This is a genomic window from Aeromicrobium sp. CFBP 8757 (assembly GCF_014841755.1).
GTDB lineage: Bacteria > Actinomycetota > Actinomycetes > Propionibacteriales > Nocardioidaceae > Aeromicrobium.
In genome coordinates this window covers 1-13014 of sequence record NZ_JACYUM010000013.1, presented here as the reverse complement: position 1 = coordinate 13014, position 13014 = coordinate 1, and the positions used below count along the sequence as shown (strand labels likewise).

The following is a 13014-nucleotide window of genomic DNA, read 5'->3' as shown; positions in this document are numbered from 1 at the left end:
GACAGGAGCCTAGCGCAGCACCGCACCCCCACCGCTGACGAGACCCTTGTCGCCCCTCGACGAGAGGGTTGCGGCCCTTGCGCAGGGGCCGCAACCCTCTCCCCGCAGGGCGGTAACCCCCTCGTCGGCGGCGGTGCCAGACTGGCCGCATGGACATCGACGTCGACCTGATCAGGCGCGACCTGGCCCAGCTCGTCAACATCCCCAGCACCGGCGGCTCGGACGCCGAGGTGGCCGCCCAGCGGTGGTGCGCCGCGACCCTGACGGGCCTGGGCCTCGACGTCGACCAGTGGCGGCTCGACCTCGACGCCCTGCGCGCCGATCCCGACTACCCCGGCGAGGAGGTCGAGCGCGAGGAGGCGTGGGGCGTCGTCGGCACGTCCGGCCCCGGCACGCCGGCACTGATCCTCAACGGCCACGTCGACGTCGTCCCGCCGGGTGAGCCCGACTCGTGGACGAACTCCGACCCGTGGCACGTCCGCGAGGTCGACGACCGCTGGTTCGGCCGCGGCGTGTGCGACATGAAGGGCGGTGTCATCGCGATCATCGCGGCGGCCCGGGCCGTCAGCGGTCTCGAGCTGTCGAGGCCGTTCGCGGTGCACACGGTCGTCGGCGAGGAGGACGGCGGCATCGGCACGTTCGGCACCCTGCGCCGCGGCCACACCGGTGACGCCTGCATCATCGCGGAGCCGACCGCCGGCCAGGTCGTGGCGGCCAACGCCGGCTCCCTGACGTTCCGCCTGCAGGTGCAGGGCCGCTCGACCCACGGATCGATGCGCGCGACGGGTCACAGCGCGATCAGCGCCTTCGAGCTGGTGCACCGCGCGCTCGCCGAGCTCGAGGACGTCCGCAACACCGCCCCGCCCGAGCCGTTCGGCATGCTGCCGTGGCCCATCAGCGTCGGCATCGTGCGCGCGGGCGACTGGGCCAGCACGGTGCCCGACCAGCTCGTGGCCGAGGGACGCTACGGCGTCATGCCGGGCGAGACGTTCGCCGACGCCAAGACCGTGTTCGAGAAGGCCGTGCAGCGCGTCGCGCAGACCGATGCGTGGCTCGCCGAGAACCCGCCCGTCGTCACGTGGCCGGGCGGCCACTTCGCCGCCGGGCGCCTGCCCGCCGGCGACCCGTTCGGCGACCAGGTCGCGACGGCCGTCGTCGCGGCGGGGCAGCCCCTGCCCGAGCTCGTCGGCGCCCCGTACGGCTCCGACCTGCGCCAGTACGCGGCCGCGGGGGTCCCAACCGTCCAGTACGGTCCGGGCGACATCGCCGACGCCCACGCCGTCGACGAGGCCGTCAGCATCGCCGAGGTCGTCGCCTGCGCGACGGCCTACGCCGAGCTGATCATCGCCCGCTGCACCTGACCGCACCGACCCGTCAGGGGGTGGTGGGGAGCTGCTCGGGCTGGGCCGTCTCGTCGGCGCTGGGGTCCTCGACCGGATCGGGGGCGGCCTGCTCGGCACCCGCGGACGGCAGCGGGAGCGTCGTGTAGTCGCCGACGTCGATCGTCTTGGACGGGTTGAACGACACGACCTGCAGCCCCACGGGCACGCCGTCGGCGTCGAACGTCACGATCGACACCTGCGCCTGGCGCCGCAGGCTGCTGCCGAGCGCGATCGGCAGCACCGCACCGCCCGTCGAGCCCGTCGTCAGCCGGGTCGTGGTCGTCGCGCCCGGGCCGTCGATCGCCTTCGGGCCCACCTGGTAGTGCAGGTGGCCGGTCAGGACGAGGTCGACGCACCCGCTGGCCGCGACCTCGCTGCCCGACGACCACGAGTGGACGGCCAGCACGCCGACGCGCTCGCCCGCCTCGTCGGCCGCGCACGCCGCGTCGCGCAGGGCGGTGTCCTGCTCGGCCAGACCACCGTTGCGGGTCTTGGCGTCCTCGGTGTAGCCCGTGAGCTTCGTGCCCCGGGGATCGCTGGCGCCGAGGAAGCGCACACCGCCGACCTCGACGGGCTCGCCGTCGAGCACCGTGAAGCCCTTGTCGGCCATCTGCTCGGCGACGGAGTCGGTGTCGTGGTTGCCGGCGACCGCGACGGTGTCGAAGCCCTCGAACTCCCGGGCCAGCGAGTTGATGCTGAACGACTCCCACGACGCGCCCTGACCCGTGTCGTCGCCGAGGTCGATCAGCAGACGCGCCCGCGCCTGGTCGGCGATCGTCCGGACCACGGGGTCCATGCCGATGTTGTCGTGGCGGTCGGTGACGACGAGCGCGGTGGTCTGCCCCTCCTCGGGCGTGCGCACCACGGCCTGCTGCGCCCTCTCGTCGAGCGCCTCGTAGAAGCTGACGGAGTCGCGGTACAGGTAGAGGGCGCCCTCGACGAGCGCACGGCTCGAGCTCGTGGCCGACCCCTCCGCGAGCTGGATCGTCTTCAGCCCGGCGTTGTCGGCGGGCAGCTCGGGGAAGGCCTCGGTCAGCGACACCCACCGCCGCGTCGGCTGGCCGTCGTCGCCCGGCACGATGACGAGCACCAGCGACCCCACCACGACCAGCGCCGTCGCCGAGGCGATCAGCACCTGCGAGCGGGCCGGACGCGTCAGGCGCGACCCGAGCTCGTCGCGACGGCGGGATCCGACGGCGACCCAGGCCAGGACCGTCACGGTCCCCGCCAGCAGGCCGACGCCGAGCCCCCGCAGGGCCGCGGACGTCGCCATCGAGACCATCGCGGCGCGCACCGCGCGGATCTCGCCGTCGGGCTGGCTGGCGATCACGGCGTCGCGCGCGAGCATCTCCTCGAGCCCCGCGCCCTGGCTGTCGCCCAGGTCGATCGACACGCCGAGGTCGCCGGGGACGTCGACCGGCACCCTGACCTGGGGCAGGAGGGCGCCGAAGTCGAGTGTCGCGTGCCCGTCCGTGGCCGGACGGACGGTCGCCTCGTGCGCCCCCAGCACGAGGTACCGGTCGCTCTGCAGGAAGAGGGTCCACGCCGTGGGGGCGGCGACCACGAGCACGACGGCGAGGACGCCGGCGATCTTGACGAGCGTCCTCACGAGATGCGCTCCCTCCAGCGCTCCGTCGTGCCGACCGTCGTGAGCAGCTGCGTGGCGCGGGTCAGCACGACGTACAGCGTCCGCCAGCCCGCACTCGACTCGTCGGTGATGCCGTCGGGCTCGACGACGACGACGCCGTCGAACTCGAGGCCCTTGGTGTCGAGCCCGTCGAGCACCTTGAGCCGGTCGGGGTGCTCGGCGACGAGCGTCGCGAGATCGGCGCGCAGCCCCTCGAGCGAGCTGCGCGGTGCGACGACCGCGACGGTGCCCTCGACCCGGTCGAGGACGTCACGGGCGCTGCGCCTCACGGCCTCGACCAGCGCGGGGCCGTCGACCACGAGGTGCTGGGGCTCCTCGCCCGTGCGGCGCACCGCGTCGGCGAGGTCGGGGTCGGGGACGCCGATCGCGGCGACCTTGGCGGCGAGCTCGTAGATCTCGGCGGAGTTGCGGTAGTTGGTCGACAGCCGGAACGCGTGCTCGGGCTTGCCGTCGAGCGCCGCCTTGCGGGCCGCCGCCGACTCGCGCGGGTGCGGCCACGACGACTGGGCCTCGTCGCCCACGATCGTCCAGCTGGCGTGACGGCCTCGGCGTCCGAGCATGCGCCACTGCATCGGCGAGAGATCCTGCGCCTCGTCGACCAGCACGTGGGCGAACCCGTCGTCCTCGATGCTCTGCGTCGAGCGGAACCGGTCGACGCGCTCGTCGCGCTCGCGCCGCTCGAAGCTCATGAGCTGCTTGGGGGCGTCGTCATCGTCGTCCGAGACCTCGGGCAGCTCGCCGATGACGTAGCGCAGCTCGTCGACGAGGGGGACGTCCTGGATGCTCGGCTCGCCCGCGGCCCACGACGCCTTCAGCGCCGCGACCTCGACCCGGCTGAACGTGCCCTGCGACAGGCGGTCGATGACGTCGGGGAGGGTCCGCCAGATCTCGACGGGCTCGACCGGCGGCCACCACTGCTCGACGAAGTCGACGAAGCGGTCGTCGGTCGTGACGATCTCGACGAAGTCCTCGCGGCCCTTCTCGAGGGCGCGCTCGCCCCGCACCTGACGCCACAGCGCCTCGACCAGCACCGCGGGCGCCTGGGCGTAGGCCCGGTTGCGCTTGGCGTTGGACAGCAGCTGGCGACGCAGCTTGTCGAGCTGTGCCGCGTCGAGGCGCAGGACGTCGTCCTTGAAGAAGTAGCGGAACTCCGTCGGGGTGCCCGGCATCGGCGCCGCCGCGGCCTTGGCCAGGAACCCGACCATGCGCGACGAGCCCTTGGCCGCCGCCGCGACCGACTCGTCGTGCCGACCCGCGCGGATGCCGTCGACGACCTCGCCGAGCGACCGCAGGGTCACGCTGGTCTCGCCGAGGCTCGGCAGGACCCGCTCGATGTAGTTCATGAAGACGTTGGACGGCCCGACGACCAGCACGCCGCCTGACTCGAACCGCCGGCGGTCGGTGTAGAGCAGGTAGGCCGCGCGGTGCAGCGCGACGACGGTCTTGCCGGTGCCCGGACCGCCGCCGATCGTCGTGGCGCCGCGGCTGGGGGCGCGGATCGCCTCGTCCTGCTCCTTCTGGATCGTCGCGACGACCGAGTGCATCGTCGTGTCGCGCGCCCGGGTCAGGCTCGCCAGCAGCGCACCCTCACCGATGACGACCATGTCGTCGGGCGCGTTGTCGCCGTCGAGCAGGTCGTCCTCGACGCCGATCACGGTGTCGTTGGCGCACCGCAGCACACGGCGTCGGACGACTCCGGCGGGCTCCTGCGCCGTCGCCTGGTAGAACGTCGCGGCCGCGGGGGCGCGCCAGTCGATCAGGAGGATCTCGCGATCGGCGTCGCGCACGCCGATGCGTCCGATGTAGCGCGACTGGCCGTCGATCATCGAGAGGCGACCGAACACGAGCCCGTCGTGCGCCGCGTTCAGGGCCGACAGCCGGCGCTGCGCCTGGAACACCATGGCGTCGCGCTCGACGAGACCGCCCTCGTTGCCGACGTGGCCGCGGGCCATGCCCTCGACCACGAGGGACTGGGCGACCTTGGCGGATGCGTCGAGTCGTTCGTAGACCGTGTCGACATATGCCTGCTCGGCCTCGATCTCGCGCTGTTCCGCGTTGTGTGAGCTCACCCCACTCCTTCACTGATGGAGAACGCACCATTCTATGGCGTGGCGGAATCGCGGCGCAGGCGGATGCTCGCTCCGCGGACGTCGCCCCGATCACAGGTCGGCTGGCCGACCCGGCACGGGCGACGTACCGTCGAGACAGGACTTTCGACCTATGGGGGACACATGCGCAAGATCCTGATCGCCATCGCCACCGCGGCCCTGGTCGCCGCACCGATGACCGCCGCCGAGGCCGCGTCGTCGTACCGCGTCTCGGCCAGCAGCAGCGACAACAAGCTCGACCTGACCTCGCACGACGGCAGCAACCGCAGCACCGTCATCAAGGGCAAGGTGCGCGGCGGCAAGGTCAAGGGTCAGAAGGTCTACCTCTACGCGAGCAACACCAGCGCCCGCAACCAGAGCTACCGCTACATCGGCTCGGACCGCCTGTCGTCGTCCGGGCGCTTCGCCAAGAAGTGGAAGCCGAAGGACGGCGGCCTGTACCGCGTCAAGGTCGTCAAGCGGGCCGGCAAGGGCAAGCGCACCGGGCAGGACGTCACCAAGGTCTACGTGTACCGGTTCACCAATCTCGCCCGGTTCTTCGCCGGCGGTGCCGGTGTGACCCGCCCCGACAAGGCCGCCTCGGCCGGCGGTGGGTACTGGTCGACGGCCTACGAGATCCCCGCCGGGTCGTCGGCGACCTTCGCCACGCAGGGCTACGCGTGCTTCCGCATCAACTTCAAGATCGGCGTCTCGGACCGCACCGGCGGATCGGGCTCGTACCGCGTGAGCCAGGGCGGCCGCACCATCAAGGCCGGCAGCCTCAGCCGCGGCGACCGGTTCGTCGAGCCCACCAAGACCGAGACCAAGCGGATGCGCGCCAACGACCCGGTCGTCGTGACCGCCACCGGCACGACGATGGTGCTCGGCAACCCCAAGGCCGCGTGCACCTACCCGGCGAAGTCCGCCGCGGTGCGCTGACGGGCGATCTCTCCCGAAAGCGTGCCGCGCGCCGGCGAGCGCCGTAGTCTACGAGGACCTTAGTCCTGTCGTGGAGAGTGCCTGCCGTGCGAAAAGTCCTGGTCCTGCTCATCGCCGTCGTGGTGTCGAGCGCTCTGCTCAGTCCTGCCGAGGCCGCCCGCTCGCGGTCGTTCTCGATCGCGGCGTCGGTCGACAACCGCAAGATGGACCTCGACTCGTCCACGGGCGGCAACCGCACGACGCTGGTCAAGGGACGGGTGAAGGCCGGCTCGTCGCGGCTGACGGGCAGGAAGGTCCGCATCTACGTCACGAACGTCCACACCCGCGCCCAGGTCCGCCGGTCCCTCGGCACCGCCCGGCTCGACCGCAAGGGACGCTTCTCGAAGCGGTTCGCGCCGTCCGAGGGCGGCACGTACCGGGTCGAGATCGTCAAGTCCGCCGGCAACGGCCGCCGGACGACGACGCGCACGGTCACGGCGCACGCGTACGAGTGGCCCCTGCTGGACCGGTTCCACGACGCCGCGGCCAGCAACCCCGATCCGTCGGCCCCGCTCGTCGTCCGCTCCGACAAGGAGCAGACGGGCAACGGGCGCGACGCCACGGCCCGCTGGTCGCTGTCGTACGCGATCTCGAGCGGCGGCAGCGCCGTCTTCGGCATCGCGGGATACAACTGCTGGCGCTTCAACATGAAGCTCGCCGTGTCGCAGTCGTCGCGCGCCGCCAGCGGCACCGTCACGGTCTCGCAGGGCGCGCGGGTGCTGGCCCGCGAGACGCTGCAGCGTGGCGGGGGCTACTGGGAGCCGTCCCGCGGGCTGTCGGAGAGCCTCGACCCGAACCTGCCGGTCGTCGTGTCGGTTCCGCCCGCCGATGTCGCGTCGGGCGAGCCCGTCGCCCGCATCGTGCTCGGCAACCCCAAGGCGTCCTGCACCTACCCGGGCAGGAGCACGCCGTACCTCTGACGTCCGGGGATCAACCCGGGTCGAGGATGCGCTGCAGGAACTGCCGGGTGCGCTCCTGCGTCGGGTCGCCGATGACCTGCGCGCTGGAGCCGCGCTCGACGATGACGCCCTCGTCGAGGAACAGCACCTGGTCGGCGACCTGCTCGGCGAAGCGGATCTCGTGCGTCACGATGACCGTCGTCCACCCCTGCGTCGCGAGGTCCTTGATGACGGCCAGCACCTCGCCGACCAGCTCGGGGTCGAGCGCCGACGTCGGCTCGTCGAACAGGACGACCTTGGGCCGCAGGGCCAGGGCCCGCGCGATGCCCACGCGCTGCTGCTGACCACCGGACAGCTCGAAGGGGTGCTGGTCGGCCTTCTCGGCCAGGCCCACCTGCTCGAGCAGCTCGCGCGCGTCGGCGACGGCCTCGTCGTTCGGCCGGCCCTGCACCTGGACCGGACCCTCGATCACGTTCTCGAGAACGGTCTTGTGCGGGAACAGGTTGTGCGACTGGAAGACCATGCCGCTCTGCGCCCGCAGACGTGCCGTCCGCTCGCGGACGTCCCTCCGTCGCTGCGGCAGCGAGCCGAAGTCGACCTCGACGTCACCGATGCGGACGACGCCGGCGTCGGGCGTCTCGAGCACGTTGAGGGAGCGCAGCACCGTCGTCTTGCCCGAGCCCGACGGGCCGAGCAGCACCGTCGTGGTGCCGCGGTCGACCGCGAAGTCGACGCCTCGCAGCACGTGGTTGTCGCCGAAGGCCTTGGCGAGGCCACGGACGTCGACGAGGGGTGCGGTGGGATCGGTCATCGTGCCACGAACCTGTTCAGTCGGGTCTCGATCCTGCCCTGCCCGGCCGCGAGCGCGGCGCAGACGACCCAGTAGTAGAGGGCGGCCAGGAGGTACAGCGGGAAGAACACCTGAGCGGCCGACGCCGCGATCTGCGCCTGCCGGAACAGCTCCGTCACGAGGACGACCGACAGCAGCGACGTGTCCTTCAGCAGCGAGATCAGGGTGTTCGACAACGGCGGGACGGCCGTGCGGGCCGCCTGCGGGAAGACGATGCGCCGCAGGCTCTGCCAGTAGCCCATGCCGATCGTCGCGGCCGCCTCGAACTGTCCCTTCGGCACCGAGAGGATCGCCGACCGGACGATCTCGGCGGCGTACCCGCCGACGTTGAGACTCAGGGCGAGGATCGCCGACGGCCACGGCGGCAGGTCGATGCCGATCTCGGGCAGGCCGTAGAAGACGATGAACAGCTGCACCAGCAGCGGCGTGCCGCGGATGATCGAGATGTAGGTGCGGGCGATGCCGCGCAGCACCCGGCTGCCGGAGATGTTCGCGAGCGCCGCCGCGACCGCCAGCACCAGGCCGAGCGCGAAGCTGACGACCGTGATGGGGATCGTCGCGATCAACAGCTTCTGGAGCATCGGCCAGGCGGCGTCCTTGACGATGTCGGCGTCGCTGCGGACCGCGCGCCCGCCCGACAGGTCGGCCTCGCCGCTGTTCTCCGTGCTGACGTCGATCTTGAAGTACTTCTCGGAGATCTTCGCCAACGTGCCGTCGGCCTTGAGCGCCGCGAGCGCCTCGTTCGCCTGCTGCAGCAGGGCCGTGTCGTCCTTGCGGAACGCGAGCTTCTGCTGGCTGACCTCGTCGCCGGCGTCGCCGGAGATCTCGATCGCGTCCGACCCGGTGGTGTTGAGGTAGTCGAGCGCCGCGAGGTTGTCGTTGATCAGCGCGTCGACGCGGCCCTGCACGACCAGCGCGGCCGCCTGGGCGAACCCCTCGACGCCCTCGACCTTCGCACCGGCCTCGCGCGCCAGCTCGGCGTAGTTCGTGGTCAGCGACTGCGCCGTGGTCTTGCCCTCGAGGTCGGCGAGCGACGTGATGCCCGTCGTGCCCTTCTTGACCACGATGACGCCGCGCGAGTACGTGTACGTGTCCGACAGCCCGTAGCGGGCCTGCCGCTCGGGGTTGTCGGTGACCTGGTTGGCGACGACGTCGATGCGGTCGGCGTCGAGGGCCGCGAAGATCGCGTCGAACGTCGTCTCGACGAACTGCAGCCGCCAGCCGGCCTTCTCGGCGACGGCCTTGATGACCTCGACGTCGTAGCCCGTCAGGTCGTCGGTGTCGGAGTCGTGGAACGAGAACGGCGGGTAGGTGCCCTCGGTGCCGACCCGCACGACCGGCCGGTCGTCGGTCGCCGCGCCCGCCGAGCCGGCCCCGGCCAGCGGCGCGACGACCAGCGCCACCAGCAGCAGCGCGAGCACTCTCAGTACGTGCCGCATGTCGTCCCCTCGTCGGCGTGTGTGCTCCGACCGTACGGTGCCACCGCCCGACGTGCACGCGGCCATCACCCGGGCGCCCGTCCGCTACCCCCGGACGCGGACCGTCTTGGCGGTCGTGCCGAGGTTCTTCGAGCCGTCGAAGACGATCGTCAGCCGGTGCCGGCCCCGCTTCAGGCCCGTGACCTTGACCGAGGACGTGCCGGCCCTGACCGAGGCCCGCTTCAGCGTCCGCCCGTTCTCGAGCACGATGATCTTGCCCTTCGACCGCTTCGACGCCCTTGGCGACACCGCGACCTTGATCGTCACGGTGCGCTTGCGGACGCTGGTGCGCGCGGAGACCTTGCCCTTCCGCTTGGCGCGGTACGAGGGACCGGCCTGACCCACGACCGTGGTGTAGCCGGGACGGCTGTAGGTGACGGTGGCCGTGATCCGCTTCTTGTAGTCGGCCTTCGCGACGCGGTACGTGCGGGCGGTCCTGCCGGTGATCGCACGGCCGTCACGGAACCACTGGTAGCTCACGGCGGCGCCGGGCGTGAGCGCGCCGGGGGACGCCGACAGGGTGCGGCCGATGATCGGCAGACCGCTGACCGTCGGGGTGGCGCTGAACGAGAAGGCACCGGCCCGAACGGCACCGCCGTCGGGGAAGGCCGGGGTGTAGTACATCGCCGCCTCGGGCGAGTACACCCTGAGCTCGACGTAGACCGCCTTGCCGATGTCGGCGATGGTCGGGACGTAGGTGGGGCCCGTCGCGCCAGGTACGCGGGACACACCGACGAACCACTGGTAGGTAATCGACGAGACGGCCTGCGCGTAGACCCCAGACGTCGCGGTCAGCGGGACGTCGAGCTGCGGCGTCCCGATGATCCTCGGCAGCACCCGAGGGCACACCTGGGGCGACGGGTCCGGGTTTGGCTCTGATTCCGTGAACCGGGGGGTGATGCTCTGCTGGACGTCGGCGGCCACAATGACGTTCTGGACGAAGAAGTCCTTCAGCACGTTGCAGTCATCGTTCACCCCCACCGTGTAGGTGCCCGCCGGGACGGTCACCGCGAACGTGCCGTTGTCGTCGGTGGGCACGATTTGGCTGTTGATCGTGACGAACGTCCTCGCCACCGGCGCACCGTTCGTGTCGAGAACCGTGCCGGTCAGGACTCCCGTCGTGCCCGCGCTCGCCGACGTGCTCGTGGCGCCGAGGGTGCCGGCCGCCAGGGCGAGGGTCGCCACGAGCGCCCCGGCCCGACGGAGGGGAGTGATCTTCATGGCTCGAGCTCCTGGGTGAGGGTGACGTGGTCGTGCGCAGACGACCTGACGCTAACCCACGATCCGGCTCCGCGCCCAGCACCGCGGCGGCGCGGCCACCCGGCCACGGGCCGTCCTACTTCCTGGACGGCTTCTTGAACCTGACCCACACCGCGTCGCGGGCGCCGTAGACGCTCTCGTCACCGAAGAAGTAGGCGTCGTAGCGCACCTTGGTCTTCGGCAGCTTCGAGAACCGGAAGACGGCGCGGCCGTTGCGGACCGCGGCGGTCCTGACGATCTTGCCGCGCAGGCGCAGCTGCACCGTGCCGGTGTTCGGCACGGGTCCGTGCGAGGTGACCTTGACCGTGACGGTGGCCTTCTTGCGCCCGGGACGCGACGTCGCGTCGATCTTGGTGTGCCAGCGGATGGGCCCGACCGGGTCGCTCGTGACCGATGCGGAGTTCATCGACGGCGCGTACGCCGTGACCTGCACGGAGAGCGAGGCGCCGAGGTCGGCGGCCGTGACCCGGTAGCGGGCATCCGTGGCGCCGGGGATCGGCGTCCCGTTGCGCAGCCACTGGCGGGAGAAGACCGCCGGGTAGTACGACCACGTGCCGTCGACCGACGTCATGACGGTGTTGACGGCCGCGTACCCCTCGGCGCGCGGCTTCGAGAAGTTCTGGATCGTCCGGTAGGTCGGCGGCGTGACGGGCATGGGCGTGAGCACGGCGTCGATGCCGGTGACGCCCCGGGCGCCGACGACGACGTCCTTGGCGCCGGCGATCGACGGGGCGTCGTCCCAGTACTCCGCGCGGTAGTCGTCGTCCTCGTCGAAGAACCCGATCCGGTACGTCCCCGGCTCGACCGGCATCGAGTAGGTGCCGTCGGGCTCGACCTCGGCGACGTGCTCGCTGTCCCACCCGGTCGTGGCATCGCCCGTGATGGCCATGACGTAGGAGTACGGCACGGGAGCACCCGACGGCGTGCGGACGGACCCCTCGATCGTCGGCAGCAGCTCGAGCTCCACGGTGTCGAGCCGGACCGGCGCGTCGGACACCACGACCGACGTGGCGTACTTCAGCCGCGTGGCGTCGTTGTAGTACTCCGACACGTACCGCTCGTCGGCGAAGACGCCGAACCGGTACGTCCCCGGCTCGAGGTCGAGGGCGTAACGACCGCGAGCATCCGTCTCGGTACCGACGAAGTCGGGCACGAACGCGCCCTCGTCCTCGTCCTTGACCCACACCGCGATGCTGGCGTCGGCCACCGGCTGACCGGCGGTGTCGACGACGACACCCGTGACGGACAGGTCGGCGGCCTGTGCGGGCGTGGACGACAGGGGTCCGCAGACCAGCGCGACACCGGCGAGCACCGAGACGAGCGCCGAGCGGCGGGGGAAGCGTGGACGCACGAGATCTCCATGGGAAGAGAAGGGGGGAAGAGAGCCCCCGACCCTAACCGGGCACGCCGTCACCGCGTGGCCGAATGCGAGATCCCGTCTACCTCCTGCGCTGCAGGAACGCCGTCATGGCCGCGCGGGCCTCGTCGCTGCCGAACAGCTCGCCCGAGAGGGCCGCGAGGTCGTCGCCCAGCGCGTCGATGCGGGCCACGAGGTCGTGGTTGAGCAGCGTCTTGGTCTCGCGCAGGCCCTGCGGGTAGCCCTTCACGACGTCGGCGAGCGACCGCGCCACCTCGGCCTGCAGCTCGGCGTCGGGCACCGCCCGGGTGACCAGGCCGTGGTGGACGGCCTCGGTGGCGTCGAACGTCCGCGCCGTGAGGAACAGGTCGGAGGCGGCGCGCGACGTCAGGCGGGGCAGCAGGCTGAGCGAGATCACCGCGGGGGCCAGCGCGAGCCGCACCTCGGTGAGCGCGAACGTCACCGACTCGGCCGCGACGACGATGTCGGCGGCCCCCACGACGCCGAGACCGCCCGCGCGCACCGCGCCGGCCAGCTCGACCACGACGGGCTTGCCCAGCGTCGCGATCCGGCGCTGCAGGGTGATGAGCGCCCTCGCGCCCTCGACCATGCCGCCCTCGGCGGCCTCGGACAGGTCGGCACCCGAGCAGAACACCGTGCCGGACGACCGGACGAGGACGGCGCGGGCCGACTCGTCGGCGTCCGCCGCCGCGAGGTGCGCCATCAGCTCGGACACCAGCTGACGGCTCAGCGCGTTGCGGTTGCGCTCGCTGTCGAGCGTGATGGTCGCGACGTCGTCGGCGACGTCGAGGTGGACGAGCTCGGTCATGGTGGCTCCTAGTACGACTTGGGCAGGCCGAGGCTGAACTGGGCCACGAAGTTCAGCGCCATCTCGCGGCTCACCGGGGCGATGCGCGACAGGCGTGACCCCGCCAGCATCTGCACGAGACCGTACTCGGTGGCCAGGCCGTTGCCGCCGTGCGTCTGGATCGCCCGGTCGACCGCGTTGCACACCGCCTCGCCGGCGGCGTACTTGGCCATGTTGGCGGCCTCCGCCGCCCGCATCACGTCGCCC

Annotated in this window: 11 protein-coding genes; 3 read left to right on the top strand and 8 right to left on the bottom strand. The window is 71.7% G+C overall.

What is annotated here, in order from left to right; genetic code table 11:
• The first annotated feature begins 149 nt into the window (after positions 1-149).
• Positions 150-1361: an ArgE/DapE family deacylase gene (locus IFT73_RS18195; RefSeq protein ID WP_192168851.1), complete on the top strand. Its 1212-nt coding sequence runs from the start codon at positions 150-152 to the stop codon at positions 1359-1361.
• Positions 1362-1374: 13 nt separating this feature from the next.
• On the opposite strand, the gene IFT73_RS18190 is transcribed toward IFT73_RS18195, so the two are convergent.
• Together IFT73_RS18190 and IFT73_RS18185 are read right to left on the bottom strand one after the other, a co-directional pair.
• Positions 1375-2991 (bottom strand): metallophosphoesterase, encoded by a 1617-nt coding sequence (locus IFT73_RS18190; protein ID WP_192168850.1) that lies wholly within the window; start codon positions 2989-2991, stop codon positions 1375-1377.
• A complete protein-coding gene (locus IFT73_RS18185; RefSeq protein WP_192168849.1) occupies positions 2988-5099 on the bottom strand; it encodes a UvrD-helicase domain-containing protein in 2112 nt (703 codons plus the stop codon). The genes IFT73_RS18190 and IFT73_RS18185 overlap by 4 nt, the downstream gene beginning before the upstream one ends.
• Positions 5100-5261: 162 nt before the next feature.
• Between IFT73_RS18185 and IFT73_RS18180 the strand changes: the two genes are divergently transcribed.
• Both IFT73_RS18180 and IFT73_RS18175 read left to right on the top strand, forming a co-directional pair.
• Entirely contained in the window at positions 5262-6056 is a 795-nt protein-coding gene (locus IFT73_RS18180) for a hypothetical protein (RefSeq protein WP_192168848.1), read from the top strand.
• Positions 6057-6142: 86 nt separating this feature from the next.
• Entirely contained in the window at positions 6143-7015 is an 873-nt protein-coding gene (locus IFT73_RS18175; RefSeq protein WP_192168847.1) for a hypothetical protein, read from the top strand.
• Positions 7016-7025: 10 nt separating this feature from the next.
• On the opposite strand, the gene IFT73_RS18170 is transcribed toward IFT73_RS18175, so the two are convergent.
• The 6 genes from IFT73_RS18170 to IFT73_RS18145 form a co-directional block, all read right to left on the bottom strand.
• Positions 7026-7805, bottom strand: coding sequence for an amino acid ABC transporter ATP-binding protein (locus IFT73_RS18170; RefSeq protein WP_192168846.1), 780 nt, complete (start codon positions 7803-7805; stop codon positions 7026-7028).
• Complete coding sequence (locus tag IFT73_RS18165; RefSeq protein WP_192168845.1) at positions 7802-9283, bottom strand: ABC transporter substrate-binding protein/permease; 1482 nt, start codon at positions 9281-9283, stop codon at positions 7802-7804. The genes IFT73_RS18170 and IFT73_RS18165 overlap by 4 nt, the downstream gene beginning before the upstream one ends.
• A gap of 84 nt (positions 9284-9367) precedes the next feature.
• A complete protein-coding gene (locus IFT73_RS18160; RefSeq protein WP_192168844.1) occupies positions 9368-10543 on the bottom strand; it encodes a carboxypeptidase-like regulatory domain-containing protein in 1176 nt (391 codons plus the stop codon).
• Between the two features lie 115 nt (positions 10544-10658).
• On the bottom strand, positions 10659-11933 hold the full coding sequence (locus tag IFT73_RS18155; RefSeq protein ID WP_192168843.1) for a carboxypeptidase regulatory-like domain-containing protein: 1275 nt from the start codon (positions 11931-11933) through the stop codon (positions 10659-10661).
• A gap of 88 nt (positions 11934-12021) precedes the next feature.
• Positions 12022-12768 carry an enoyl-CoA hydratase-related protein gene (locus IFT73_RS18150; protein ID WP_192168842.1) on the bottom strand — a complete coding sequence of 249 codons (747 nt, stop codon included), beginning with the start codon at positions 12766-12768 and terminating at the stop codon, positions 12022-12024.
• 8 nt (positions 12769-12776) lie between these two features.
• Positions 12777-13014 (bottom strand): acyl-CoA dehydrogenase family protein (locus IFT73_RS18145; RefSeq protein ID WP_256435567.1); only part of this gene is annotated, 238 nt, incomplete at its 5' end.

Bases quoted from the DNA above. Each gene is read 5' to 3' on its own strand.
- IFT73_RS18170 (WP_192168846.1), bottom strand. From the start codon at position 7,805: ATGACCGATCCCACCGCACCCCTCGTCGACGTCCGTGGCCTCGCCAAG.
- IFT73_RS18150 (WP_192168842.1), bottom strand. From the start codon at position 12,768: ATGACCGAGCTCGTCCACCTCGACGTCGCCGACGACGTCGCGACCATC.
- IFT73_RS18165 (WP_192168845.1), bottom strand. From the start codon at position 9,283: ATGCGGCACGTACTGAGAGTGCTCGCGCTGCTGCTGGTGGCGCTGGTC.
- IFT73_RS18180 (WP_192168848.1), top strand. From the start codon at position 5,262: ATGCGCAAGATCCTGATCGCCATCGCCACCGCGGCCCTGGTCGCCGCA.
- IFT73_RS18195 (WP_192168851.1), top strand. From the start codon at position 150: ATGGACATCGACGTCGACCTGATCAGGCGCGACCTGGCCCAGCTCGTC.
- IFT73_RS18160 (WP_192168844.1), bottom strand. From the start codon at position 10,543: ATGAAGATCACTCCCCTCCGTCGGGCCGGGGCGCTCGTGGCGACCCTC.